The 24,224-nt window shown below is 74.1% G+C and carries 22 protein-coding genes; 8 read left to right on the top strand and 14 right to left on the bottom strand.

Annotated elements, in window-relative coordinates:
* The first annotated feature begins 151 nt into the window (after positions 1-151).
* Positions 152-1,438 (top strand): glycosyltransferase family 4 protein, encoded by a 1,287-nt coding sequence (locus ACIBCT_RS30900; protein ID WP_399194564.1) that lies wholly within the window; start codon positions 152-154, stop codon positions 1,436-1,438.
* A gap of 113 nt (positions 1,439-1,551) precedes the next feature.
* Here the strand turns inward: ACIBCT_RS30900 and ACIBCT_RS30895 are convergent, their stop codons facing one another.
* Positions 1,552-2,403, bottom strand: a complete 852-nt coding sequence (locus tag ACIBCT_RS30895; protein WP_399194563.1) for an NAD(P)H-binding protein — start codon at positions 2,401-2,403, stop codon at positions 1,552-1,554.
* Positions 2,404-2,455: 52 nt separating this feature from the next.
* Between ACIBCT_RS30895 and soxR the strand changes: the two genes are divergently transcribed.
* The gene (soxR, locus tag ACIBCT_RS30890; RefSeq protein WP_399194560.1) at positions 2,456-2,929 is read left to right on the top strand and encodes a redox-sensitive transcriptional activator SoxR; all 474 of its coding nucleotides are present in this window, start codon (positions 2,456-2,458) and stop codon (positions 2,927-2,929) included.
* 74 nt (positions 2,930-3,003) lie between these two features.
* Here the strand turns inward: soxR and ACIBCT_RS30885 are convergent, their stop codons facing one another.
* From ACIBCT_RS30885 to ACIBCT_RS30870, 4 genes are all read right to left on the bottom strand, one after another.
* Positions 3,004-5,322 (bottom strand): FdhF/YdeP family oxidoreductase, encoded by a 2,319-nt coding sequence (locus tag ACIBCT_RS30885; protein ID WP_399194558.1) that lies wholly within the window; start codon positions 5,320-5,322, stop codon positions 3,004-3,006.
* Positions 5,323-5,615: 293 nt separating this feature from the next.
* Entirely contained in the window at positions 5,616-6,260 is a 645-nt protein-coding gene (locus ACIBCT_RS30880; protein WP_399194556.1) for a response regulator, read from the bottom strand.
* Entirely contained in the window at positions 6,251-7,387 is a 1,137-nt protein-coding gene (locus ACIBCT_RS30875) for a sensor histidine kinase (protein WP_399194554.1), read from the bottom strand. Before ACIBCT_RS30875 ends, ACIBCT_RS30880 begins: the two co-directional genes overlap by 10 nt.
* A gap of 112 nt (positions 7,388-7,499) precedes the next feature.
* Positions 7,500-8,243 (bottom strand): sulfite exporter TauE/SafE family protein, encoded by a 744-nt coding sequence (locus tag ACIBCT_RS30870; protein WP_399194552.1) that lies wholly within the window; start codon positions 8,241-8,243, stop codon positions 7,500-7,502.
* 224 nt (positions 8,244-8,467) lie between these two features.
* On the opposite strand from ACIBCT_RS30870, the gene ACIBCT_RS30865 reads away from it, so the two are divergent.
* From ACIBCT_RS30865 to ACIBCT_RS30850, 4 genes are all read left to right on the top strand, one after another.
* Positions 8,468-9,304, top strand: a complete 837-nt coding sequence (locus tag ACIBCT_RS30865) for a carotenoid biosynthesis protein (protein WP_399194550.1) — start codon at positions 8,468-8,470, stop codon at positions 9,302-9,304.
* Positions 9,292-10,764: a phytoene desaturase family protein gene (locus ACIBCT_RS30860; RefSeq protein WP_399194548.1), complete on the top strand. Its 1,473-nt coding sequence runs from the start codon at positions 9,292-9,294 to the stop codon at positions 10,762-10,764. Before ACIBCT_RS30865 ends, ACIBCT_RS30860 begins: the two co-directional genes overlap by 13 nt.
* Before the next feature lie 38 nt (positions 10,765-10,802).
* Complete coding sequence (locus ACIBCT_RS30855) at positions 10,803-12,023, top strand: glycosyltransferase (RefSeq protein ID WP_399194546.1); 1,221 nt, start codon at positions 10,803-10,805, stop codon at positions 12,021-12,023.
* Between the two features lie 81 nt (positions 12,024-12,104).
* The gene (locus ACIBCT_RS30850) at positions 12,105-12,893 is read left to right on the top strand and encodes a spheroidene monooxygenase (protein ID WP_399194544.1); all 789 of its coding nucleotides are present in this window, start codon (positions 12,105-12,107) and stop codon (positions 12,891-12,893) included.
* Between the two features lie 31 nt (positions 12,894-12,924).
* Here ACIBCT_RS30850 and ACIBCT_RS30845 read toward each other — a convergent pair whose 3' ends face one another.
* The 8 genes from ACIBCT_RS30845 to ACIBCT_RS30810 all read right to left on the bottom strand — a co-directional run bounded on the left by ACIBCT_RS30845 (position 12,925) and on the right by ACIBCT_RS30810 (position 21,011).
* Positions 12,925-13,071: a hypothetical protein gene (locus tag ACIBCT_RS30845; RefSeq protein WP_399194542.1), complete on the bottom strand. Its 147-nt coding sequence runs from the start codon at positions 13,069-13,071 to the stop codon at positions 12,925-12,927.
* Between the two features lie 23 nt (positions 13,072-13,094).
* Complete coding sequence (locus tag ACIBCT_RS30840; protein WP_399194540.1) at positions 13,095-14,006, bottom strand: phytoene/squalene synthase family protein; 912 nt, start codon at positions 14,004-14,006, stop codon at positions 13,095-13,097.
* Complete coding sequence (crtI, locus tag ACIBCT_RS30835) at positions 14,003-15,463, bottom strand: phytoene desaturase family protein (RefSeq protein WP_399194538.1); 1,461 nt, start codon at positions 15,461-15,463, stop codon at positions 14,003-14,005. Before crtI ends, ACIBCT_RS30840 begins: the two co-directional genes overlap by 4 nt.
* Complete coding sequence (locus ACIBCT_RS30830) at positions 15,460-16,509, bottom strand: polyprenyl synthetase family protein (protein ID WP_399194536.1); 1,050 nt, start codon at positions 16,507-16,509, stop codon at positions 15,460-15,462. The genes crtI and ACIBCT_RS30830 overlap by 4 nt, the downstream gene beginning before the upstream one ends.
* A gap of 274 nt (positions 16,510-16,783) precedes the next feature.
* Entirely contained in the window at positions 16,784-17,170 is a 387-nt protein-coding gene (locus ACIBCT_RS30825) for a hypothetical protein (protein WP_399194534.1), read from the bottom strand.
* A gap of 280 nt (positions 17,171-17,450) precedes the next feature.
* Positions 17,451-19,184 carry a S8 family serine peptidase gene (locus tag ACIBCT_RS30820; protein WP_399194532.1) on the bottom strand — a complete coding sequence of 578 codons (1,734 nt, stop codon included), beginning with the start codon at positions 19,182-19,184 and terminating at the stop codon, positions 17,451-17,453.
* A gap of 341 nt (positions 19,185-19,525) precedes the next feature.
* A complete protein-coding gene (locus ACIBCT_RS30815) occupies positions 19,526-19,846 on the bottom strand; it encodes a protealysin inhibitor emfourin (RefSeq protein ID WP_399194530.1) in 321 nt (106 codons plus the stop codon).
* 58 nt (positions 19,847-19,904) lie between these two features.
* Positions 19,905-21,011: a M4 family metallopeptidase gene (locus ACIBCT_RS30810; RefSeq protein WP_399194528.1), complete on the bottom strand. Its 1,107-nt coding sequence runs from the start codon at positions 21,009-21,011 to the stop codon at positions 19,905-19,907.
* A gap of 324 nt (positions 21,012-21,335) precedes the next feature.
* Between ACIBCT_RS30810 and ACIBCT_RS30805 the strand changes: the two genes are divergently transcribed.
* On the top strand, positions 21,336-22,175 hold the full coding sequence (locus ACIBCT_RS30805) for a metallophosphoesterase family protein (protein WP_399194526.1): 840 nt from the start codon (positions 21,336-21,338) through the stop codon (positions 22,173-22,175).
* Positions 22,172-22,834: a 4'-phosphopantetheinyl transferase gene (locus ACIBCT_RS30800; protein WP_399194524.1), complete on the top strand. Its 663-nt coding sequence runs from the start codon at positions 22,172-22,174 to the stop codon at positions 22,832-22,834. The genes ACIBCT_RS30805 and ACIBCT_RS30800 overlap by 4 nt, the downstream gene beginning before the upstream one ends.
* A 184-nt stretch (positions 22,835-23,018) precedes the next feature.
* On the opposite strand, the gene ACIBCT_RS30795 is transcribed toward ACIBCT_RS30800, so the two are convergent.
* Positions 23,019-24,188, bottom strand: a complete 1,170-nt coding sequence (locus tag ACIBCT_RS30795; RefSeq protein ID WP_399194522.1) for a helix-turn-helix domain-containing protein — start codon at positions 24,186-24,188, stop codon at positions 23,019-23,021.
* Positions 24,189-24,224 lie beyond the last annotated feature (36 nt).

Here is a 24,224-nt window from a genome sequence, read left to right as displayed (position 1 = left end):
CGACGCGGCACCGTCGGTCCCCGCACTGCCCTGACCGACCGCCACACCGACCGATCCGCGCTCTCCTGCCAAGGGGCCGTCGCGATCCCGGAGCCGGGCAGGCCGCGGGATCGCGACGTGGGACGAGCACACCACTCGAACGGGACTTTCGATGACGGGGAAGATTCGCAGGCTGCTCGTGAACGCGGCGCTGTGGTCACTGAGGAGGATCAATGCGAGAAGGGCACGACGGGCGCCCGCGCCCGACACGGGAACGGTCCGGATCCTGCTGCACCACGCCTACGGGATGGGCGGCACGATCCGGACCGTGCTGAACCTGGCGGGGTACCTGGCGCGGGAGCGGGACGTGGAGATCGTCAGCGTCGTCCGCGCGGCCGAGGAGCCGTTCTTCCCGATCCCGCCGGGGGTGCGGGTGTCGTTCCTGGACGACAGGATCGGACCGCGCGGACCGGCGGCCCGGCTGCTCTCCCGCTTCGCCAGCAGGCTGGTCCCCGAGCAGGAAAACGTCCACCAGGCCGTCACGCTCTGGACCGACCTGCGCCTGCTCCGCTTCCTGCGCTCGCTGGACGGCGGCGTGCTCATCGCCACCCGCCCCGCGTACGCCCTGGCCACCGCGCTGCTCGCGCCCCCCGGCGTCATCACCGTCGGGCAGGAGCACGTCACCCTGCAGACCCACAAGCCCGAGATGCTGCGGCTCATCAAGAGGCGGTACGGCAGGTTCGACGCGTTCGTCACCCTCACCGAGGCCGACCGCAAGCAGTACGCCGGGGCGCTGAAGAACAACGCCCCCCGCCGGCTGCTGCGCATCCCCAACGCGGTCCCGCCCCTGGCCGGGGAGATCTCCACGCTGCGGGAGAAGACGGTGATCGCCATCGGCAGGGTGGTGTACGCCAAGGGCTTCGACCGCCTGGTCAAGGCCTGGAAGGACGTCGCCGAGGCGCACCCGGACTGGGTCCTGCGCATCTACGGCGGCGGCACCCCCGAACGGGAGCAGCGGCTGCGCGAGCGGATCGAGGAGGGGGGCCTGTCCGGGAAGGTCTTCCTGATGGGCAGCAGCAGGGAGATCGGCGAGGAGCTGGCCCGATCCTCGATCTACGTGGTCAGCTCCCGGTACGAGGGCTTCGGCATGACCATCCTGGAGGCGATGAGCAAGGGGGTGCCGGTGGTCAGCTTCGACTGCCCGCACGGCCCGCGTGAGATCATCACCCACGAGCACGACGGCCTGCTGATCCGCTCCGGCAAGCCGTCCGCGCTCGCCGAGGGCGTCCGCCGCCTGATCGAGGACGAGGACCTGCGCCTGCGGCTGGGGAGCAACGCGCTGCGCACCGCCTCCCGCTACGACCTCGACGTCGTCGGCGCCGAGTGGGACGCCCTGCTCGACGATCTGGGCAGGCGTTCCCACCTGCGGCCCTGCTCCCTGGGCACCGCGGTGTGGTGACCGGACGGGGCGGCCCGTAGCGGAGGACGCGTGCGGTGACCGGAGACGGTCACCGCACCCGTCCCGGCGGCCGTTCCCCGAGCCCCGGCCGTCGCCGCGTACGCGTGCCGGGCCTACCGGAAGCCGGCCGCGTGGTCACGTGCCCACTCGCGGAACGTACGGGCGGGACGGCCGGTCACCTCCTCGACGTCCGCGCTGACCGGCTCGGGCTCGGTGACGATGGAGGCCCAGTAGTCGAGCGAGGCGTCCACCACCGCCGGGTCGCCCCAGGCGGCGATCATCTGCTCGCGGGCCTCCTGCCGCGGCTGCTCCTCGAAACGCAGGGGACGGCCGATGACCTCGCCGATGACGCGGAGCTGGTCGGCCTGGGTGATGACCTCCGGCCCGGTGAGCACGTAACTCCGGCCGCCGTGCCCCTCCTGCGTCAGCGCCAGGAAGGCCACGTCGGCGATGTCGGCCTCGTGGACGAGCGAGCGCGCCGCGCCGGCGTACGGTGCGCGCACCACGCCGCCGTTCCTGATCTCGTCGGCCCAGGCGAGCGTGTTCGTGGCGAACCCGCCGGCCCGCAGGAACGTCCACTCCGTCCCGGACCTCCGCAGCAGCTCCTCGACCTCGCCCCACACCCCGTTCTGCACCGCCTCGTCCCCGTCCCGTACGGAGAAGGCGGAGACGTAGACGACGCGGCGGGCGTGCCGGGCGATCACCTCGACGACGGCCTCCGCCCCGGCGGCCGAGAAGGACGGCCACAGCAGGAACACCGCGCCCACGCCCTTCAGCGCCGCCTCCAGGGTCTCCGGCTCGGTCAGGTCCCCGCGTACCACCTCGACGCCGCCGGGCAGCTCCGCCCGCCGCGGATCACGGGTCATTGCCCGCACCGGGACGGCCGCCTCGGCGAGCAGGGACACCAGGTGCCCGCCGATGTTCCCCGTCGCGCCGATCACCAGGATCTTCTCTGAAGTGTTCATGCGACCATGGTCGAACTTAAACCAATGTTGAAGTCAAGTTAGGCTGGCGGGCATGACGAACGCCTCCCCGCCGGACGCCTCCCCCGCGGCCAAGGAGCTCACCATCGGCCAGCTGGCCGAGCGCAGCGGCGTGCCCACCTCGGCCCTGCGCTTCTACGAGCGGCAGGGCCTCGTCCGCAGTCGCCGCACCACCGGCAACCAGCGCCGCTACCACCGCTCCACGCTGCGGGTGATCGCCTTCATCCGCGCCTCCCAGTCGGTCGGCATCCCGCTGTCGGTGATCGGCGACGTGCTCGCCCTGCTGCCGGAGGGGACGCACCCGACCCCGGAGTTCTGGCGGCGGGCGTCGCACTGCTGGAGCGAGGAACTGAACGCGCGCATCGCCCGGCTGGAGCGGATGCGCGACCTGTTCACCGACTGCGTCGGCTGCGGCTGCCTGTCGTTCGAGCAGTGCGCCCTGGTCAACCCCGGCGACCGCCTGGGCGGCGAGGGCGCCGGGCCGCGCCGCCTGCTCGAACCCCGCTGACCCGGAGGGCACCGTCACCGGCGAGCCCCCCGGACACGGTCACGGGCCGTCTCCGGGGGCGCGGAAGCCGCGTGTCAGGGGCGCTCCGGATCGTCGGCGCGCAGGACGAGCCTGACCACGACGCTCTTGGAGGTGGGGGTGTTGGAGGTGTCGGCGACCGAGTCCAGCGGCACCAGCACGTTGGTCTCCGGGAAGTACGCGGCGCAGCAGCCGCGCGCGGTCGGGTAGGCGATCACGCGGAACGCCTCGGCCCTGCGCTCCCCGTCGGGCCACTCGCTGACCAGGTCCACCAGGTCTCCGTCGGAGAGGTTGCGCTCGGCCAGGTCACCGGCGTGCACGAAGACCACCCGGCGCCCCCCGCGCACGCCCCGGTAGCGGTCGTCCATGCCGTAGATCGTGGTGTTGTACTGGTCGTGGCTGCGGACCGTCTGGAGCAGCAGCCGGCCCGGCGGGACCCGCAGCACCTCCAGCGGGTTGACGGTGAAGTTGGCCTTCCCCGTCGCGGTCGGGAAGCGCCGCTCGTCACGGGGCGCGTTGGGCAGCGCGAAACCGCCCGGGGCCCGGACGCGGGCGTTGAAGTCGTCGAACCCGGGCACCACCCGGGAGATGCGGTCGCGGATGACGTCGTAGTCGGCCGCGAACTCCTTCCACGGCACGTGCGGGTCGTCGCCGAAGAGCTCCGCCGCCAGCCGGCAGACGATCTCCACCTCGGAGAGCAGGTCGGCGGAGGCGGGCGCCAGCCTGCCCCGGGAGGCGTGCACCAGGCCCATGGAGTCCTCGACGGTGACGAACCGCCCGTCACCGGCACCGCCGTCGGGGCCGGTGTCGCGTTCGGTGCGGCCCAGGGTGGGGAGGATCAGCGCCTCCCGGCCGCACACCGCGTGGGAACGGTTGAGCTTGGTGGAGACCTGCACGGTCAGCCGGGCACGTCGCATCGCCTCCTCGGTCACCGCGGTGTCCGGGGTCGCGGCCACGAAGTTGCCGCCCATCGCGACGAAGACCTTGGCCCTTCCCGACCGGAGCGCCCTGATCGCCTCCACGGTGTCGAACCCGTGCTCGCGGGGCGGTTCGAAACCGAACTCCGCGCGCAACGCGTCCAGGAACCAGGCCGGTGGCCGCTCGTAGATGCCCATGGTGCGGTCGCCCTGGACGTTGGAGTGACCGCGCACCGGGCAGACCCCGGCTCCCGGACGGCCCACGTTGCCGCGGAGCAGCAGGAAGTTCACGACCTCGCGGATGGTGGCGACGGAGTTCTTGTGCTGGGTCAGGCCCATCGCCCAGCACACGATGACCGACCTCGCGCCCAGCACCTCCCGTACGGTCTCCTCGATCGCCGGGCGGTCCAGCCCGGTCGCCTCCTCGACCTCGGCCCAGTCCAGGGAGCGCAGGTCCTCGGCCCAGGCGTCGAACCCCAGGGTGTGGGTCTCGACGAAGTCGCGGTCGGCCACGGTGCCGGGCGCCGCGTCCTCGGCCTGGAGCAGGAGCAGCGACATGGCCTTGAACAGCGCGAGGTCGCCGTTGAGGCGGATCTGCAGGAACCGGTCGGCCAGCGTCGTGCCCTTCCCCACCAGGCCGGAGATCCGCTGCGGGTTCTTGAAGCGGAGCAGCCCGGCCTCGGGCAGCGGGTTGACCGCGACGATCCGGGCACCGCCGCGCTTGGCCCGCTCCAGCGCCGAGAGCATGCGGGGGTGGTTGGTGCCGGGGTTCTGGCCGACGACGAAGATCAGGTCGGCCCGGTGCAGGTCCTCCAGCGAGACCGTGCCCTTGCCGATGCCCAGGGTCTGGTTCAGCGCCGAACCGCTGGACTCGTGGCACATGTTGGAGCAGTCGGGCAGGTTGTTGGTGCCGAACCTGCGGACCAGGAGCTGGTAGGCGAACGCGGCCTCGTTCGAGGTACGGCCGGAGGTGTAGAACAGCGCCTCGTCCGGGTCGTCGAGCGCGCGCAGCTCCCGCGCGACGATGGAGAAGGCGTCCTGCCAGCTCACCGGGACGTAGTGGTCGGAGCCCGGGGCCCTGTGCATCGGCGAGGTGAGGCGCCCCTGCTGGCCCAGCCAGTGGTCGGTGTGACGGGCCAGGTCGTCCACGCCGTGCCGGGCGAAGAAGTCCGCGGTGACCCTGCGGACGGTGGCCTCCTCGGCCACCGCCTTGGCCCCGTTCTCGCAGAACTCCGCGGGGCTGCGATGATCACCCTCGGGCCAGGCGCACCCGGGGCAGTCGAAGCCCTCCTTCTGGTTGACACCGGCCAGGGTCAGCAGGGTACGGCCGGCGCCCATCTGGGCCTGGGCGGCCAGCAGCGACCGGGTCACCCCCGGGATGCCGGCGGCCCACTCCTTGGGCGGGGAGACCTTGAGGCCGTCCTCACCGGCCTCGTCGCGCGGTGCCTTCCTGGCCATCTCACTCCTGTCTATGGCGACGCTTCGCGTCGCGGTGAGACCGCTCTGACCCGGCTCCTTCCCTCGTCGCTCATCCGCTTCGCTCCTTCGCTCCTCGGTCCAGTCGCCGGCGCGGTCTCACGGGTTCGGAACACTATAAGGGTGGGGCGGTTGGCGACCGGCTCGGGATTCTGGGCGGTGCGGTCTCACGGGCCGGTCATCGGCGCGGTCTCACGGGTTCGGAACACTATAAGGCTGGGGCGGTCGCCGGGCCGGCTCGGGAGGCCGGGCGACGCGGGAGGTGCAGAGGCGATTCAGGAGCCCAGGTAGTGCAGGACGGCCAGGACCCGGCGGCTGTAGCCGGTCGTGTGGGACAGTTCCAGCTTGTCGAACAGCGCGTTGACGTGTTTCTCCACCGCGCTCTGCGACACGTGCATGGCCTGGGCGATCGAGGCGTTGGTCATGCCCTGCGCCATCAGCTCCAGCGTCTCGCGTTCGCGGACGGTCAGCCTGGTCAGGGGGTCGGCGTGGCTGGTGCGCGCGAGCAGCTGCCGTACCACCTCCGGGTCGAACGCCGCTCCCCCGGCCCCCACCCGCTCCAGGGCGTCCAGGAAGTCGCCCACCTGCGCCACCCGGTCCTTGAGCAGGTAGCCGACGCCCTCGACGTTCGCGCTCATCAGCTCGGTGGCGTACCGCTTCTCCACGTACTGCGACAGGACCAGGACCTTGACCTCCGGACGGCGTCGCCTGATGTCCAGGGCGGCGCGCAGTCCCTCGTCGGTGTGGGTGGGCGGCATCCGCACGTCGACCACCACCACGTCCGGTTCGCAGGCGTCCACCGCCCCGACCAGCGCGTCGGCGTCACCGACGGCGGCGAGTACCTCGTGGCCCTCCTCGGCCAGCAGCCGCACCAGGCCCTCGCGCAGCAGGGTGGAGTCCTCGGCCAGGATCACCCGCACGGCAGTTCCGCCTCGATCGTGGTGGGCCCGCCGGGCGGGCTGGTCACCGTGAAGCGGCCGTCCAGCGCGGCCACCCGCCGCGCCAGCCCGGACAGGCCGCCGCCCTGCGGGTCCGCCCCGCCCACACCGTCGTCCCGTACGCGCACGACGACCATTGTGTCGTGCGCGCGGACCTCGACGGTGACCGCGGCGGCGCCGGCGTGCTTGGCCGCGTTGGTCACCGCCTCGCTGACCACGAAGTACGACGCCGTCTCCACCGCCGTCGGCGGCCGTACCGGCAGATCGACCACGACCTTGACCGGGACGCCGGAGCGCTCGGCCACCCCGGCGAGGGCGTCGGCGAGGCCGAGGGAGTCCAGTCCCGACGGGTAGACCCGCCAGGCCACCTCGCGCAGCTCGGCCAGGGCCTGCTGCGCCTGCTCGTGCGCCTGTTCCAGCAGCTCGGGACGTCCCCGGCGGGCCCGTCCGACCAGCATGGACAGCGCCACCAGCCGCTGCTGCAGCCCGTCGTGCAGGTCGCGTTCGATCCTGCGCCGCTCGGAGTCGACGGCCGTGAGCACGCCCGCGCGGCTCTCGGCCAGCTCGGTGATGCGCCGCCGCAGCGCCTCGGTGGGGTCGGACCCGAGCATGCGCGCGGCCAGCCGCCGTTCCAGCGCGTGCACCCCCGCCACGCCGCACAGGTCCAGGAACAGCAGGACGAGACCTCCCAGGAAGGCGTAGGCGAGCAGCGGAGCGGTCGGGGTCATGCCGTCGAACGGCAGGCCCCGCCCCCAGGACCACGCGAGCGCGACGGCCGTCCCGGCGCCGATGACGAGGAGGGCGACGACCAGGCCGCCGAGCACGCCCACCGGCACCCTGGCCGCCAGGTAGCGCAGCTCCCGCCCGTCCGGGCGTCCCGCGTCGAGCCCGAGGGCGACGGGGTCCAGGCGCAGGCGGCGGGCCTCGAACACGGCCAGCCGCCGCGCCGCCCGCGACACGGCCGGCCGGCCGGCGAACGCCAGCGCGGGCAGCGCGAGGGCCAGGCCCAGCAGGGCGGTGGCCGCGCCGAGGACCACCGTCCACAGCAACCGCGCCCCCTCGGCGGCGACGCGCGTGCCGTCCCCGGTGCCGTTCGGCCGATCCGTCATGCCCAGAGGCTACGGACGATCGGGGCACGGCGGGAATGAGGTGCGCGGCCGGCGCGGGGTGCGGAGAACCACACCCCTGCGTACGCCTCGGTGACGGCCGGCACGGGATCGCCTACGCGTAGGCGTCGAGGCCGAGCTTGACCGCGACGGCCAGGCCGCAGGCGGCGGTGCCGAGCTGGAGCGCGCGGCCGGGCAGCCGACGGGCGATCGGCGGGCCGAGCAGGCCGCCCAGGAAGAACCCCACCGAGAGCGGGGCCACCGCCGTCCACTGCACCGGCCCGAAGAAGGCGAAACCGATCATCGCCACGGCGTTCGCCAGCGAGGACACGACGGACTTGAGGGCGTTGGCCCTGACCGGCGTCTCGTCGAGCACGGCCGAGAGCACCGCGAACATGAGGATTCCGCCCGCCGCCCCGAAGTAGCCGATGTAGAGCGCTACGGCGAACATCGCGGCGCGCGCCGCCCACCCGTCCTCGCCGCCGAGCCCGCGTCCCACCTTGGGCGGGAGGACCAGCAGCAGCGAGGCGAACGCGATCAGCCACGGCGCGATCGCCTCGAACAGGGTGGAGGGGGTCGCCAGCAGCAGTGCCGCCCCGGCCGCGCCGCCGAGCAGGGTGACCCCGCCCAGCCGCACGACCCGGGAGCCCTGCCCGGTCAGCTCGGGCCGCGAGCCGATGGCCGACCCCACGCCGTGGAAGGTCAGCGCCACGGTGTTCGTCACGTTGGCGGCCAGCGGCGGCAGGCCGAGCGCCAGCAGCGCCGGGTAGGAGACGATCGAGGCCAGGCTCACCACGGTGCCGACCACCCCGGCGAGCGTCCCGGCTCCCAGCAGCCACAGCACCTCGGCGACGTCCACGGTCGCACAGCCAATCACATCCCCGGTCGCCGCCCGCCACCACCCCTGCACCCTTCCGGCACCCTTCCGGCACCCCTCCGGCATCCTTCCGGCGCTGCCCGCCGCCGCCTGCCGCCACCCGGCGCCGTCCCGCGGCACCGGCCGGGCCGGGGGATCGGGGACCCGGAGCGAGATCGGGACCTCAAAGTGAATCTGACCGCGCCCAGCCGCTCGAATGACCGTTCATGGGGCAGAGCCAACAGGTGAACGGCGGACGGCAGGGGCTCGGCGCGCTGCGGGAACGGCCACCACCGGAAGGGCCGGGAACGGTGCGCGCCAGGCGGGCGGCGGGCGCGCTGGGTGTGGTGCTGCTGGCCGCGATGGTGGCCGCGCAGGTCGCCTCGGGACTGCAGCCGAGGCCGATCGCGCTGACCGGCGTGGTGGTCCTGCTGCTGGCGGGGAGCGCGCTGGCCTTCGCCTCGGTGACCCACGGCGCCGCCAGGGCCGCGCCGGCGTTCGCCGCCGTGGTCGTGACCGGGTACGCGGCCGAGTGGGTGGGGATCAGGACGGGCGTGCCGTTCGGCGGTTACCACTACACCGGTGTGCTGCGCCCGCAGCTCGGCGGGGTGCCGATGATCGTGGCGCTGGCCTGGGGCGGCATGGGGCTGGCCGCGCACGCGGTGGCCGCCGCGGTGGCACCGGCGAGCCGGGCGGCGCGCGTCGTGCTGGGAGCGCTGGCGCTGACCGCCTGGGACCTGTTCCTGGACCCGCAGATGATCCGGCTGGGCCTGTGGGTCTGGCACGAGCCCGGCTTCTACCGGGGTGTCCCGCTCAGCAACTTCGCGGGCTGGATCCTCGTCTCGCTGCTGGTCATGGTCGCGGTGGAGCGCGTCGTGGCCCGGCCCGCGGCGTGGAGCGGGGGGCTGGTCTCGATCTACACGGTGATGGCGGTCATGGAGACGGTGGGGTTCGCGGCGGTCTTCGACCCGCCGGACCCGCTGGTCGCCGCCGCCGGAGGGGTCTCGATGGGATTGTTCGCAACGCTCGCCCTGCTCTCCAGGAGGCACCGATGCCGGACGTGATCGTGATAGGCGGCGGCGTGGGGGGCATGGTCTCCGCCCTGCTGCTGGCCGGGCAGGGGCACCGGGTGCGCCTGTACGAGCGGCTTCCCCGGCTGGGCGGCAAGCTCGCCGAGCACACCAGGGACGGCTTCACCTTCTCCCTGGGCCCCTCGCTGCTGACCCTGCCCGAGATCTTCACCGGCCTCGGGCTGGAGCTGGACCTGGTGGAGCTCGACGAGCTGTGCCGCTACCGGTTCGCCGACGGCTCGACGCTGGCGGCCCACCGCGACCCGGCCCGGATGGCCGCCGAGGTCGACCGGCTCGCCCCCGGTCAGGGCCGCTCCTGGCTGGCCTTCCACGACTGGGCGCGGAACTGCTACGAGGCGTCGCGGCGCACGTTCTTCACCGGGCCGCTGACCTCGCCGCCCGCCGAGGCCCGCCTGGCGGACCTGCTGGCGGTGGCCCCCGGCCGTACGCTCGACGGCCTGGCCCGGCGCTTCTTCACCGATCCGCGCCTGCGCCAGTACGTCGGCCGTTACGCGACCTACGCGGGCTCCGACCCGTACCGCGCCCCGGCCGCGCTGGGCTGCGTGCCGGCGATCGAGCACGGCGAGGGCGGCTGGTACGTCCCCGGCGGGCTGCCGCGCATCGCCGACGCCCTGGCGCTGATGCTGGAGAAGGCGGGCGTGGAGGTCGTGCCGGGCACCGCGGTGGAGCGGGTGCTCGCCGACGGCGACCGGGTCACCGGGGTGCGCCTGGCCTCCGGGGAGTCCGAGCGGGCCGACATCGTGGTCGCCAACACCGACGCGGCGGCGCTGTACGGGAGGCTGCTGCCGGACCGGCGCATGCTGCGGCGCGTCGCCGGGCTCGGCACCTCCTCGTCGGCGTTCCTGCTGCTGGCCGGGGTGGAGGGCAGGACCGAGGGGCTGGGGCATCACTCGGTGGTCTTCTCCGCCGACTACCGGCGGGAGTTCGGCGACATCTTCCGGCGTCGCAGGCCCCCGGAGGACCCGACCGTCTACATCGGCTGCTCGGTGGTGGACGACCCGTCGCAGGCGCCGCCGGGCACGGAGAACTGGGTCATGCTGGTCAACGTCCCGTCCCGGGATCCGGGGCGGTGGCCGATGTCGCCGGAGTCGTACCGGGACCTGGTGCTGGAGCGGCTGGCGGGCAGGGGGTACGACCTGTCGGGGCGGCTGCGGTTCGTCGACCTGTTCACCCCCGCCGACCTGCGCGACCGCTACGGCGCGTGGGGCGGCTCGATCTACGGCGGCGCCTACTCGGGGCCGCTGGCCCCGTTCCGCCGTCCCGGCAACCGGGGTCCCCGGCGCGGCCTGTACCTGGTGGGCGGTTCGGTGCACCCGGGCGGCGGGCTGCCGCTGGTGGCGATGGGCGCGAAGATCGTGTCCTCCCTGGTCGGCGAGGACTTCCCCGCGAGGACCGCGGGCTCCACCGGCTCCCCGGCCCGGGGGCGGGCATGAGATCCGGCGCACGGACGACTCGGCGTGGAGGTACGGCGATGGGAATCCTGAACGTCCTGCAGGCGGCGGCCGCGGTGGCGGTGGCGGCGCGGCTGGCCAGGGGACGGCGGCGGCTGCCCCCGCTGGCCGCCCCGCGGACCCCCGCGCCGACGGCGACGGCACGCGTCTCGGTGGTGATCCCCGCCCGGGACGAGGAGGCCCGGCTGGGGCCGTGCCTGTCGGCCGCGCTCGCCGATCCGGCCGTCACCGAGGTGATCGTGGTCGACGACGAGTCCCGCGACGGCACCGCCCGCCTGGCCGCCGGTCTGGGGGCGCGGGTCGTGGCCGGGACGCCGCCGCCCGAGGGCTGGATCGGCAAGCAGTGGGCGGTGCAGCAGGGCATCGAGGCGGCCGGGAACGAGGTCGTGGTGACCCTGGACGCCGACGCCCGTCCCTCTCCGGGGCTGTTCGGCGCGCTCGCGGCGGCGCTGGAGGAGTACGACCTGGTGAGCGTGGGCCCCCGGTTCGTCTGCGAGGGCGTGGCCGAGCAGGCGCTGCACGCCTCGTTCCTGACGACGCTGGTCTACCGGTTCGGCCCGATCGGGCCGTCGGCGCCGCCCGCGCCGCACCGCGCAGTGGCCAACGGCCAGTGCCTGGCCTTCCGCCGCACGGCGATGCTCGACGCGGACGGGTTCGCGCGGGTCCGCGGCAACATGGCCGACGACGTGGCACTGGCCAGGATCCTGGCGGCGGGCGGGTGGGCCGTGGGGTTCCTGGACGGCGGGGGCCTGCTGGAGGTCGACATGCACGACTCGGCCGGCGGGGTGTGGCGGGAGTGGGGACGGTCGCTGTCGCTGCGCGACGTCACCGGGCCCGGCTGGCAGGCCGCCGACCTGGGGGTGGTGTGGCTGGCCCAGGCGCTGCCCGTGCTGCGGCTGGCGGCCGGCCGCCCGACCCGGCTCGACCTGGGTCTTCTGACGGTACGGTTCCTGCTGGCCGGCGCGCTGCGCGGCAGCTACGCCCGGCCGGGGCCCGGGGTGCTGCTGTCGCCGCTGCTGGACCCGGTGGCGGCCCTGCGGCTGACGCAGGCCACGCTGCGGCCGGTACGCCACTGGCGGGGCCGCACCTACCCGGCGAGCACGACGGACGTCCGGCCGGGCCGCTCCCTGCCGTTCCAGAAGCCGGGGTCGCGGTCGCCGACCTCGCGAGGATCGAACCCGTACGTGCGGGCGACCAGCACGGCGACCGGCACGGCGACCGGCACGGACCCGAGAAGGTAACCGCCGATGACCGAGACGAGCAGGGGAACCATCGTTTCCTTCCATCTGACGAGATATCCGGATTTAGGGGGGATGCCGTACATGGCGTTCGACCGTCCGGTGCTGGCGCGGACGCCGGGGCTGCTGTTCTGGCGGATGCTGGGCTCCGGCCGCGGGGCGTCGACCAGCCTGGGGGCGGACCTGCGGCGCTGGGCGCTGCTCGCGGTCTGGCGCGAGGAGGGTGACCTCGACCGCTTCCTGGACGTCTCTCCGATACCGGCCCGCTGGCGGCGCGAGGCCCGGGAGTCCTGGCAGGTACGGATGGTCCCGCTGGCCTCGCGCGGCAGGTGGAACGGGGTGGAACCGTTCGGCCCGCTACCGGGCGCCGGGCGGCCCCCCACCCCCACGGGATCCTCCGGCCCCGCAGGATCCTCCGGCCCCGCGGGATCCTCCGGTCCGGCCGGGACGGCCGACCTCGGCGGGACGGCGGAAGCGGCCGTCCCGAGCAGGACGACCGGCACGAGCGGGACGACCGGCACGGGCCGGGCGAGCGGTACGGGCGGACCGGTGGCGGTGCTGACCCGGGCGTCGATCCGGCCCTCCCGGCTGGTGCCGTTCTACCGTTCGGTCCCCGGGGTGGACCGGCTCCTGGCCGAGCAGGACGGATGCCTGGCCTCGGTCGGCGTCGGCGAGTGGCCGCTGGCCCGGCAGGGCACGTTCTCGCTCTGGCGCGACGAGGACGCGATGCGCGGCTTCGCCCACCGGGGACGCGCGCACCGCCGGGTGATAGGCCGGACGCGCGCGGAGAGCTGGTACTCCGAGGAGCTGTTCGCCCGGTTCGCGCCGTACGCCAGCGAGGGCACCTGGGACGGCGCCGACCCGCTGGCCTGAGAGGGCCGATGCGCGGCTCAACGGGACCCGTTCAACGGACGGGTCCCGCACCGAACAGGTCACCGGACCGCTCGGCGGCCCCGCCCTCGGAGAGGTCGCGCGCCACCGCGCAGGCGACCGTCTCGACCGGTCCGTGGTCTCCGCCCATGGCGTCGACGACCACAGGTCGCGATGACACGGTGGCCGTTCCGTTCGACCGGCTCACGGGACCTCGACGGTCACGCGGCGCTCGGCGCGGTCGGCCGCGGAGGCGGCCAGCAGGTGCCGTACGAAGATCGCGGCTCTGCGCCGCTTGGGCACCGCGGCCCTGCCGCCGAGGACGTCGTAGCGGGCGGCCTCGATCCGGTCGAGGATGCCGCCGTACAGCGCGACGGCGGCGCGCAGGCACGGCCGGGAGGAGGGGGTGAGCATGTCGATGCCCTCCTCGGCCCGCGCGTAGTGCTCCCTGGCCCGGCGGGTCTCGAAGGCAAGCAGCTCGCGCAGGGCCGGGGTGGGGGCGGCGCCTCCCAGGTCGGCCGGTCCGACGCCGAACTTGTCCAGGTCCTCCATGGGCAGGTAGACCCGGCCGCGTTCCAGGTCCTCGGCGACGTCGCGCAGGAAGTTCGTCAGCTGGAAGGCCAGCCCGAGCTGGCGGGCGGGTTCCCGCGCCTTCCCGGCCAGGCCGGGCAGCGGTTCGAGGACGGGCAGCATCATCGTGCCGATCACCGCGGCCGAGCCCTCCATGTACTCCAGCAGGTCGTCGTAGGTGGAGTAGCGGGTGACGGTCAGGTCGGCCCGCATCGAGCGCAGGAACGCCGTGACGTCGCCGTGGTCGATGCCGAACGAGCGGACGGTCTGGGTGAACGCCGGGATCACCGGGTCACCGGCGGCGTCCGCGGGGGCGCCGCCCGCCAGCGCGCCGGACACCCGGACGGTCAGGTCCTCCAGCGCCCGCGCCCGGTCGCCGGTCATCGTGAACGAGTCCACGATCTCGTCGGCGTAGCGGGCGAAGCCGTAAAGGGCGTGCACGTGCGGGCGTTTCCAGGCCGGCAGCAGCAGGGTGGCCAGGTAGTAGGAGCGGCCGTGCCGGGCGTTCAGTCTGCGGCAGAACTCGTAACTCGCGGTCAGGGTCATCGGGGGGTCTCCAGTACGCGTTGCGCGGCCAGCCGGCCGGAGATGAGGACCGGGGGCACCCCCACCCCCGGTGCGGTGTACATTCCGGCGAAGTGCAGGCCGGGGACGCGCCGGGCCGCGCCCGCCGGCCGGAACCAGGCCGTCTGGCTGAAGCGGTGGTCCAGGGCGAACGGGGTGCCGGCCGAGTGGCCGAGCCGCGCCCAGGCCGGTGGGTCGATGGTGAGCCTCGGCGCCGAGGACAGGTCGCCGTAGCCGAGGTCGGCGAGCCTGCCCAGCAGCCGGTCCTGCAGCCGCGGGCTCAGGTCGTCCCAGTCGGCCTCGCCGCGCAGGTTGGCGGTCGGCTCCAGCACGGTGAGCGTGGCCTGGCCGTTCGGCGCGGCACCGGTGTCGGACTCGGGGTAGGTGACCAGCAGGTTGGGGTCGGGCTGCGGCCGTCCGGCGCGCAGCGCGTCGAAGGTGGCGTCCCACTGGGCGCCGAAGTGCAGGGTGTGGTGGGCCTGGCCGGCCAGTTTCCGGTCCAGGCCGAAGTGCAGGACCAGGCAGGACGGCGAGTAGCGGGGACGGCGCAGCCGCCAGTCGCCCGCCCCCTCGGGCAGCAGCCCGGTGTGGGCGCGGGGCAGGTCGCAGGCGACCACCACGTTCCCGGCCGCCAGGCGCTCCCCGGTGTCCAGCCGGACGCCGGTGACGCCCGAGGCCCCGGTCTCGATCTTCAGGGCGCGCACCCCGTACCGGATCTGCGCTCCCGCCTTCTCGGCCAGCGCCGCCAGGGCGCGCGGGATGGCGTGCATGCCGCCGTCGCGCGGGAAGAAGACGCCGCCGACGGTGTCCATGTGGGCGATGACCGCGTAGATGCCGAGCGCGCGGCGGGGCGGCAGGCCCACGTACAGGGCCTGGAAGGTGTGCGCCTTGACCAGCCGTTCGTCGGTGACATGGCTCTTGACCAGGGCGCCCATGCTGCGGAAGCCGCCCAGGGCGGCCAGCCGGGCCAGCACCCGCGGCCGGGCCAGGTCGCGCAGCCGGGTCATGTCGTGGTCGATGAACGCCGGCCACTCGGCCTCGAACAGCTCCCCCAGGCGGGCGCGCAGGCGCCGGTAGCGGTCGGCCTCGGCGGCGCCGCTCAGCGCGCGCACCTGCTCGGCCATGGCGTCCTCGCCCTCGACCACGTCCAGGTGCGAGCCGTCGTGGTAGCGCAGCCGGTAGTAGGGGTCCAGCCGCCGCAGCGGCAGCAGGCTCTCCATGTCCTCGCCCACGGCGGCGAAGACGTCGGCCAGCACGTCCGGCATGGTCAGCACCGACGGGCCGGTGTCGAAGCGGTACTCGCCCAGGGTGGCGGTGCCGCAGCAACCGCCCGGCACCTGGGCCGCCTCCACGATCGTGACGTCGCGGCCGGCCGCGGCCAGCCGGACCGCCGCGGCCAGGCCGCCGAGACCTGCGCCGATCACCACGACGGGACTCACGCGCTCCTCCTGGTGGCCAGGTCGGCGAGGTCGGCCAGCCCGTCCACGGCCTCGGCCGGGACGCCGCCCGCGTCCAGGGCCGTCACCGCCCGGGTGACCAGGTCGGTGATGCGCTCCTCGGCGGCCTCCAGCGCGCCGGTGGCCACGATCAGGGCGCGCGCGGCCTCCACGCCCTCGGCGTCGGCGACGTCGTCCAGCAGGGCCGCGCCGTACTCCCCGGCCCGTTCGCGCGCCACCGCGGTCAGCCAGGTGTGCTTGCCCTGCAGCAGGTCGGCGCCGACGGGCTTGCCGGTGGTGGCCGGGTCGCCGAACACGCCGAGCACGTCGTCGCGGAGCTGGAACGCCTCCCCCAGCGGGAGCGCGTACGCGCTGAGCACCGCGCGCAGCCGGGGAGGCCCGCCCGCGACGGCGTGGCCCAGGTGCAGGGGGCGCTCGACGGTGTACTTGCCGGACTTGTAGGTGGAGATGCGCCCGGCCTCCTCCACGTCCCCGCCCCGCCGTGCGGCGTGGACCAGGTCGAGGTACTGGCCGCCCACGACCTCGCTGCGGAGCCGGTTGAACACCTCCAGGGCGGCGGGGAGCCCGTCCCCGCAGCCCAGCAGGGCCACGTCGGCCCAGGTGTAGGCGAGCACGCCGAACAGGGTGGCGGTGGACTCCCCGAACCGTCCCGGGTCGCCCAGCCAGTCGCGGGAGCGGTGGTGACCGGCGAGCACCAGGTGCGCCGTGGTCCGCCCGCGCCGCGTGGCGGCCTCGTCCATGACGTCGTCCAGGATGAGGGCGCAGGCGTGCATCAGCTCCACCGCGCAGCCCGCGGCGAGCACCGCCTCGTCCTCGGGGGAACCGCCCGCGGCCCGGTGGCCCCAGTACACGAACGAGGGCCGCAGCCGCTTCCCGCCCGCGCGGACGAAGCCGAGCAGCACGTCGCGTATCACGTCCAGGTCGTCGCCGAGAAAGGCGAGCTCGGCCGCCTCACGTTCGAGAAGCCGGTCGAGATGGTCGTCCATCCGCTCACGGAGCCGGTCGGTCTCGCGGGTGACGGCGGCCATGGGCATCACTCCTTTGCGTCGATAGAGGAATTCGCAAGCGGGACCGCGTTCGGATGCGTCTTCCGGCGGCAGGCTCGCGACCCGTGGCCGACGGCGTCGGGCGACCCATCCCCGGGGCGGGCTGCGGGTAAATCAACTCATCGCGCAAGAAGGCGTAAAGATGCTGCGAAACCATGCGGATCGCCCGCGCCGGGACCGGGCGCGAGGGCAGGGTGCGGGAGGCGTCCGCGGGCGACGGGCGCGGACGCCGAAGGCGGGACGGCCGCGCTGCCGGTCAGCCCGTTGTCATACGGCCGCGCAGGCGGTCGCCGAGCACGACGGCGTGCGGGAGCGACCTCAGCGTGTCCGGGTCCGCCGCCACGCCGCGCTCCCGCAGAGCGGCGGCCAGGTGCGTCCAGTACGCCACCGCCGCCTCCTCGTGGGTCCCGCCCTCGGCCGGCTCGTCCGGGCCGACGACGGTCAGAGCGGTGGCCTCGATCTCGCCGGCCGTGGTCGTCTCCCACAGTCCGGTGCTGCCCCACCCCCGGTCGTCGAGCAGCGTGATCCGGCGGCCGTCGTCGAGAACGGCCGAGAGCGTCGCCGACGCCGACACCCGGCGCGGGTCGTCGTCGTGCCGCTCGTCGAGGTCGACGAAGGTCTCAAGGTGAACGACCGTGGTCATGAGGCCATTCTGCCCCGGCCGGGGCCCGCTCCGGGGGCGGATGAGCCGTTCGCCGTCGACGGCGACGTCGTGGCACCCCCCCGGCCGGCCGGGTCCGGCGATCGCGGCACGTCCCTGCGTGCCGGGACGTGAGACGGGCCCGGGTGCGGCCGTGAGACGGGCCCGGGTGCGGGGGGACAGGCCCGGGTGCGGGCGGGAACGCGAACGGCCGTCCGGCCACACCGGTGATGACCGGGTGGCCGGACGGCCGTCGTGACGGGCGCGGAGCGCCGGGGTCAGGTCAGCGGACCGCCCTCAGGGCGTCGACGATCCCGTGACCGTAGAAGCCGTTGCGCAGCTTGCTTCCCTCACAGGTGTGCGTGGTGACGCTCGTGGTGCCGTCCGGCAGGTGCCTGGTGTAGGTGTAGGCGGGCGGGGTCGGGCAGGCCGTCCTGGTCGCGGTGGCCTTCAGGACCGTCTCCACCACGGCGGGCGCGAGCTTCTTGCCGCCGTGCGCCCGGTCGGGCAGGCCGAACCTGCTGACGATCAGCGCGGCCACGCCCGCGGCGCGCGGTGAGGCCATCGAGGTGCCCTGCAGGTACTGGTAGTAGGCGCAGACGTCACCGCGGCAGCTCCGGACCACGTGGGCGACGTTGGGCGTGCCGTCGGCGTTGAGCTCGCCACGCTCCTCGGCCAGGGCCCTGGGGTAGGCCGACAGGGTGCCCTTGGTCACGTCACGGGTGTTCGCCGGGGTGTCGTAGACGTCACCGCCCGGGGAGGCGACGTCGATGTAGCCGTTGCCGTAGTTGGAGTAGTACGCCTTGCGCTTGCTGATGCCGGTCGAGGAGACCGAGACGACGTGCTTGCCCTCGGCCGGCATGGAGACGCAGCTCGGGGGGATCGTGCGGGTGTAGGGGCGCTCGCCGGGCACGCTGGCGAAGTCGGGGCTGGAGGAGTCGATGAGCTCCTTGGTGTAGTCGCTGGCGCCGTTGCCCGCGGCCGCCACCAGGGTCACGCCCTTGGCGTGCGCGTAGTTCAGCGCCCGCTGGGTGGCCTTGATGACGGTGGCCTGCTCCAGCTGGTCGGCCGGGGAGTCGGCGGGGTTGTCGACGCAGTTGAACAGCCACGGGTCGAGGTAGTAGCTCATGTTGACCACGTCGATGCCGTTGTCGGCGGCGTAGGTCAGCGCGTCGACGCTGGGCTGCAGGAAGAAGTAGCCGGAGTCCTGGCCCGCCCGCAGGTTCACGATCGAGACCTTGGGGGCCACGCCCGCGATGCCAAGCCCGTTGATGGGCGAGGCGATCGACGACGCCACGTGCGTGCCGTGGTCGTTCTCGTCGACGTCCGCGGCGTCGTTGCAGGAACGGTCGGCCTCGGCCTCGCAGGGACCGTCGACCTCGGCGCCGTTCGCGTCCACGGGGACGTCGACGGTGAAGTTGCGGCTCAGCCGGCTGTTGAAGTTCGGCGCGATGTCGGGGTGGGACCCGTCCACGCCGGTGTCGAGGATGCCGACCAGGACGCCGCGGTCACCCTGCTGGTAGCGGTAGGAGCCTTCCACGGTCGCGCGGATCTGCTTCATGTCCCACTGCAGGTCGGCCAGGGGCTCGGCGGCGGGGGCGGACTTGCCGGTGGCGGCGGCGGAGGTGGAGGCGGGCGCGCCGTGACCGTCCTTCTCCACGGCCTTGGCCTCGTTGGCCGTCCGGGTCGCGACACCCTTCCTGGCGGTGGGCACGCTGCCGATGGAGCGGTTGTGGGCGGCGCCCTCGATCGAGGCCGCACCGCGCATCGCCTCGGCGAAGCCGGTGTTCGTCGTGGTGACGGTGGCCAGGCCGACCGCGGCGTTCTCCTTGACGATGCTTCCGCCGGCCGCCTTGATGGCCTGCTGGGCGTCCGCGGGGTTCGCCCCCTCGCTGTACAGGACCACGTACTCGGTCTCCGCGCCCTGTACGGCGACGGCCTGCCGAGCCTGCGCCGGTGGCACCAGCGCGGTCGCCGCGAGGGTGGCGACGGCCGCGGTGATGATGAAGCGTTTCACATATACCTCCGTATATCCGAAGTGCTCCTGGTTAATCTGATTTCAAACGCGCCAATTATCCAGGCGTAACAACAATCGCCGCCAAGGTGTAATAAAGGAGGGGATCCGGGGCCACCCCCGCGGGGTGGGCCGCGCACCGGTCTCCGGCGGCCCGATTCACCGGAACGTTCCCACCGGAACCGGTGACGGTACGGAGTATCAGGTGGTCAAGGACGTGCGGCGGGGCGGACGGGCGAGGGACGCGGGCGGACGACGCGGGCGGGGCAGGGGGCCGGCCCGGTGGGCGAGGGACGCGGGATGGTGGCGGGGGCCGACCGGGCGGGGGTGACGAGGGCGGAAGGTCAGCCGGGCGGGCCGATCCGCTGCTGCCGGCCAGGGAGCGAGGTCACGTACGAGATGAGCGAGCGCAGCGGCGCCGACAGGGTGCCCTCGCTCGCGCGCACCGTGTGCACGCCGCTCTCGTCCTCGACGGTCAGCTCGTAGTCGAAACGGTCCGGGCGGGCGGTGACCGGGGGCGGCGAGGGCGGCTCGCCGGTCAGCCCGGCCCGCTCCACCCGGGCGCGCAGCTCGGCGGCCTCCGGCCGCGACAGGGACGCGGAGTCGGCCGTGACGACCGTGACGAGGCCGGCGATGCCGCCGCCACGGACGATCGAGACCTTCATGGGCACGATCCTAGACGGCCCCGGACCGGTGCGGCCGGGCGCGGGGAGCCGTTCCCGGTCAGAGGACCCCGACCTGCCGCCACGCGTCGCGCACCTTCGCCTGCTCGTCCCCGCCCTCGCCGAACAGTTCCCCGGCGACCTCCACCGTCGCCTGGGCCGCCTCGGGGAAGTCCGAGCGCGAGCGGAGCCGTTCGGTGAGCGTGACGTACCAGATCCGGCCGGCGCGTTCCCAGGCGTGCCCGCCGATGGCGGTGGCGGCCAGGTAGAAGGCGTGGTTGGGGATGCCCGAGTTGATGTGCACGCCGCCGTGGTCGTTGGCGGGGTCGCCGTCGTCGGGCAGGTCCACGTAGTCGCGCATGTGCGCGGGCTGGCGGTCACGCCCCCCGCCGGAGGTGGACCAGGCGGTCCCGGGCGCCTTCATCGACCGCAGGGCCGTCCCGCGCAGGGCGCTGCCCAGGATGCCGTCACCGATCAGCCAGTCGGCCTGCTCGGCGGTCTGGCCCCGGCCGTACTGCTTGACGAGGGAGCCGAACACGTCGGAGAAGGACTCGTTGAGCGCCCCGGACTGCTTGCTGTAGAGCAGGTGCGCGGTGAACTGGGTGATGCCGTGGGTCAGCTCGTGGGCGACGATGTCGACGGCCCTGGTGAGCGACCCCCTGGTGAAGATCTGCCCGCTGCCGTCACCGTAGATCATCTGGAAGCCGGTCCAGGCGGCGTTGTCGTAGTCGGTCCCGTAGTGGACGGACGAGACGATCTCCAGCCCCCGCCCGTCGATGCCGTCGCGGTCCAGGACCGTCCGGTAGAAGTCGTAGGTGACGCCCGCGCCGTCGTAGGCGTCGTCGACCGCCGGGTCCCCCGAGGGCGGGTCGCCCTCTCCGCGGCGCCTGCGGCCGGGAAGGTCGAAGTCCCCGCCGTTCTCCACGTCGTAGACGGTGCGCACCATACCGGGCGCGGGCGCGACGTCGGAGATGGTGAGGCCGAGCTGGCGCAGCACGCCGGCGACCGAGGCGCGCTGCGCCCGGGCCCTCTCCGACGTGGCCAGGGTCCTGAGCGCGGCCCGGCGCTCGGAGGGGTCGCCCCGCCCGGCCACCGCCTCCAGCAGGTCGGGAGGCGCGATGTGACAGGGCGACGGGGGGTGGGGGACGGTCGTCCGTGCGGTGGTCATGGGTCCAGAATCGCCGCTCCGCCCGGCGGACGCACGGGTATCGTGCACTCGTACGCCGACCGGTATGGGTCACCTCGCGGGCCGTCTCCCGGGCCGTCCCGCGGATGGTTCCGCAGCTGGTTCCGCGGCCGGTTCCAGAGGTCGTTCCGCGGGTGGTTCCGCGGCGGGGCGGGGTGGGGCGGGGTGTGCCGCCGGGGGGCGGTCATGAGAGGGTTCCTTTGCCGGTGGATCGCTGATCCGTGACCGGCCCGGGGAAGTCGGGGAAGCGCGCTGGACGGAGGCGACGGTGCTCGTGGACGAGGGAACGCGCGGGACGGGCGGGGCATGACGTCACTGCTGGCCATAAGCGACCTGCACATCGGCTACCAGGAGAACCGCCGCATCGTCGAGGAGCTGCGGCCCGTCTCCGCCTCCGACTGGCTGCTGGTCGCCGGCGACGTGTCCGAGAAGGTCTCCGACGTCGAGTGGGCCCTCGGCCTGCTCGCCGAGCGGTTCGAGAAGGTGGTGTGGGCGCCCGGCAACCACGAGCTGTGGACCCATCCCAGCGACCCGGTCCAGCTCCGCGGCGAGGAGCGCTACCGGCACCTGGTCGAGCTGTGCCGCGGCCTGGGGGTGACGACGCCCGAGGACCCGTACCTCACCTGGACCGGCCCCGAGGGCCCGGTCACCGTCGCCCCGCTGTTCGTGCTGTACGACTACACCTTCCGCATGCCCGGGGTGGCGACCAAGGAGGAGGCGCTGGCCATCGCCTACGACAAGGGCGTGGTCTGCACCGACGAGATGCTGCTGCACCCCGACCCCTACCCGACCCGCGACGCGTGGTGCGAGGCCAGGGTCGCCGAGACCGAGCGGCGCCTGGAGGCCAGGACGCCCGGCGTGCCGACGGTGCTGGTCAACCACTACCCGCTGGTCCGCGACCCCACGCTGGTGCTGTACCACCCCGAGTTCGCGATCTGGTGCGGCACCGAGCGCACCGCCGACTGGCACCTGCGCTTCGACGTCCACACGATGGTCTACGGCCACCTGCACATCCCCCGCACCACCTGGTACGACGGTGTCCGCTTCGAGGAGGTCTCCTTGGGCTACCCACGCGAATGGCGTCCCCGCTCCACCCCGCCCGGCAGGCTGCGGCACATCCTGCCCACCCCGCAGCCCGTCGCATGATCGAGAAGATCCTGCCGCCGTGGGTGGTGAGCGCGGAGGCGTTCGAGGACCCGCCGGACGTCGTGCTGTTCCCCGAGGAGGAGGCGGTCATCGCCCGCGCGGTGGAGAAGCGGCGGCGCGAGTTCGCCACCGCCCGCCACTGCGCCCGCCAGGCGCTGGCACGCCTCGGGGTGCCGCCGGCACCGATCCTGCCCGGTGAGCGCGGCGCCCCCGGCTGGCCGGACGGGGTCGCGGGCACCATGACCCACTGCGCCGGTTACCGCGCCGCGGCCGTCTCCCTCGAGGCTCTGACCGTCGGCATCGACGCCGAGCCCCACGAACCGCTCCCCGACGGCATCCTGCCCTCGATCTCGCTGGACGAGGAGCGGGCCGAGCTGGCGGGTCTCGGTGGCGGCGTGCACTGGGACAGGTTGCTGTTCAGCGCCAAGGAGAGCGTCTACAAGGCGTGGTTCCCGCTGGCCAGGCGCTGGCTGGGGTTCGAGGAGGCCCGGCTGTCCTTCTCGCCGGACGGCACGTTCACCGCCCGCCTGCTGGTGCCCGGTCCCCAGGTGGACGGCCGGGAGGTGACCGGCTTCACGGGCCGCTGGCTGGTGGCCGACGGCCTGCTCGTCACCGCGATCGCCGTACCGGGAACGGGCGGGTCCGGGAACCCCGGGTAGCGCGGCACGACGGGGACCGGGGACCGGCCGCGATCGGGCGGCGGGCCCGGACACCGGACGGTGATCCCGAACGGCGGGCACCGGGGACCGCGCGGTGATCCCGACCGCCGGACACCGGACGGTGATCCCGGCGGGCACCGGCCGGTCGCCGGCGGGTCTCGTGAGCACCGGCCGGTGGCGGGTCTCAGTCCGGGTGGGTGAGGACGAGGTGCCGGGAGGGGACGAGCCCGGCGATCGGTTCCCTGCCGGTGACGATGATCCCGGTGAACCCGAGTGCCAGCAGCGGCTGCACCCGGCCGGTCGCCGATCCGTCCCAGCGGCCGTCCGCGTCGTCGGCCAGCAGCAGGCACCGCCCGCCCGAGGCCGGGGACGCCGCCAGGCCGAGGCGTGCCAGCCGCAGGGCCGCGCGCAGCTCGCGGGGGTCGCGTCGGTCGCGGCCCAGGTCGACGAAGAGCGCGTCCAGGCCCATCCGCTGGCGCAGCACGTGGGCGCACTGGGTGGCCAGGGTGGTCTTGCCGGTCCCGGCCGGGCCGGTGACGGTCACCACCGCGGGCCCTCCGCTGCAGGAGGCGATCATCACCGCGTCCTCGATCTCGCGCAGCAGCGGGAGGCGGCTCAGCGCGACGCTGTCGCTCACCGCGGGCAGCGCCCATTCCTCCGTCCTCTCCACTGCGACCCGCGCGGGGAACGAGGCCCGCTCCGGGACCGGGAGCCGCTCCGGGGTCGGGGTCCGGCCCGGGACCGGGAGCCGCTCCGGGGTCGGGGTCCGGCCCGGGACCGGGAGCCGCTCCGGGAAGGAGGCCGGGACCGGCCGCCGCTCCGCGAAGCGACCGCGCCCCGGGAAGGGGACGCGCTCGGGGGACGGACCGCGTTCCGGAGAGAGGCCGCGTTCCGGGGACGGGGCGCGGTCCGGAAAGGAGCCGCGCTCCAAGGAGGGACCGCGCCCAGGGAAGGAACCGCGCTCGGGGAAGGAACCACGTTCCGGGGAGAGGCCGCGCTCGGGGAAGGGGACGACGCGCTCGGGGAAGGCGAGCACGTCCCGTTCCCCGAAGGGGAGCGCCGCGGGCGCTCCGGAGGGCGGCCCGGTCATCCCGGGAAGCGGCGCGAGCGGGCGGGGCTGCGGGGCCGCCTCGAAGGTCAGCCGGTCCTCACCGGTCAGCTCCAGGGCGGTCGCCAGGCGGCGCACCGAGGTGCGGTGCGGGTAGCGGGTGCGGCCCCGTTCGAGATCGCGCAGGGTGCGCACGCTCAGGCGGGCGCGTTCGGCCAGCTCCTCCTGGGTCAGCCGGACCCGGCCGCGATGGGTGCGCAGCAACTGGGCGAACACCAGGCCCTCGGACGGCGATACAGACCTCACGTGAACCCCCCGGCGGCGACCAGATGCCGTCACGGT

It is taken from the genome of Streptosporangium sp. NPDC050855 (genome assembly GCF_044456585.1).
Classification (GTDB): domain Bacteria; phylum Actinomycetota; class Actinomycetes; order Streptosporangiales; family Streptosporangiaceae; genus Streptosporangium; species Streptosporangium longisporum.
This window is presented reverse-complemented; position numbering and strand designations above follow the sequence as displayed.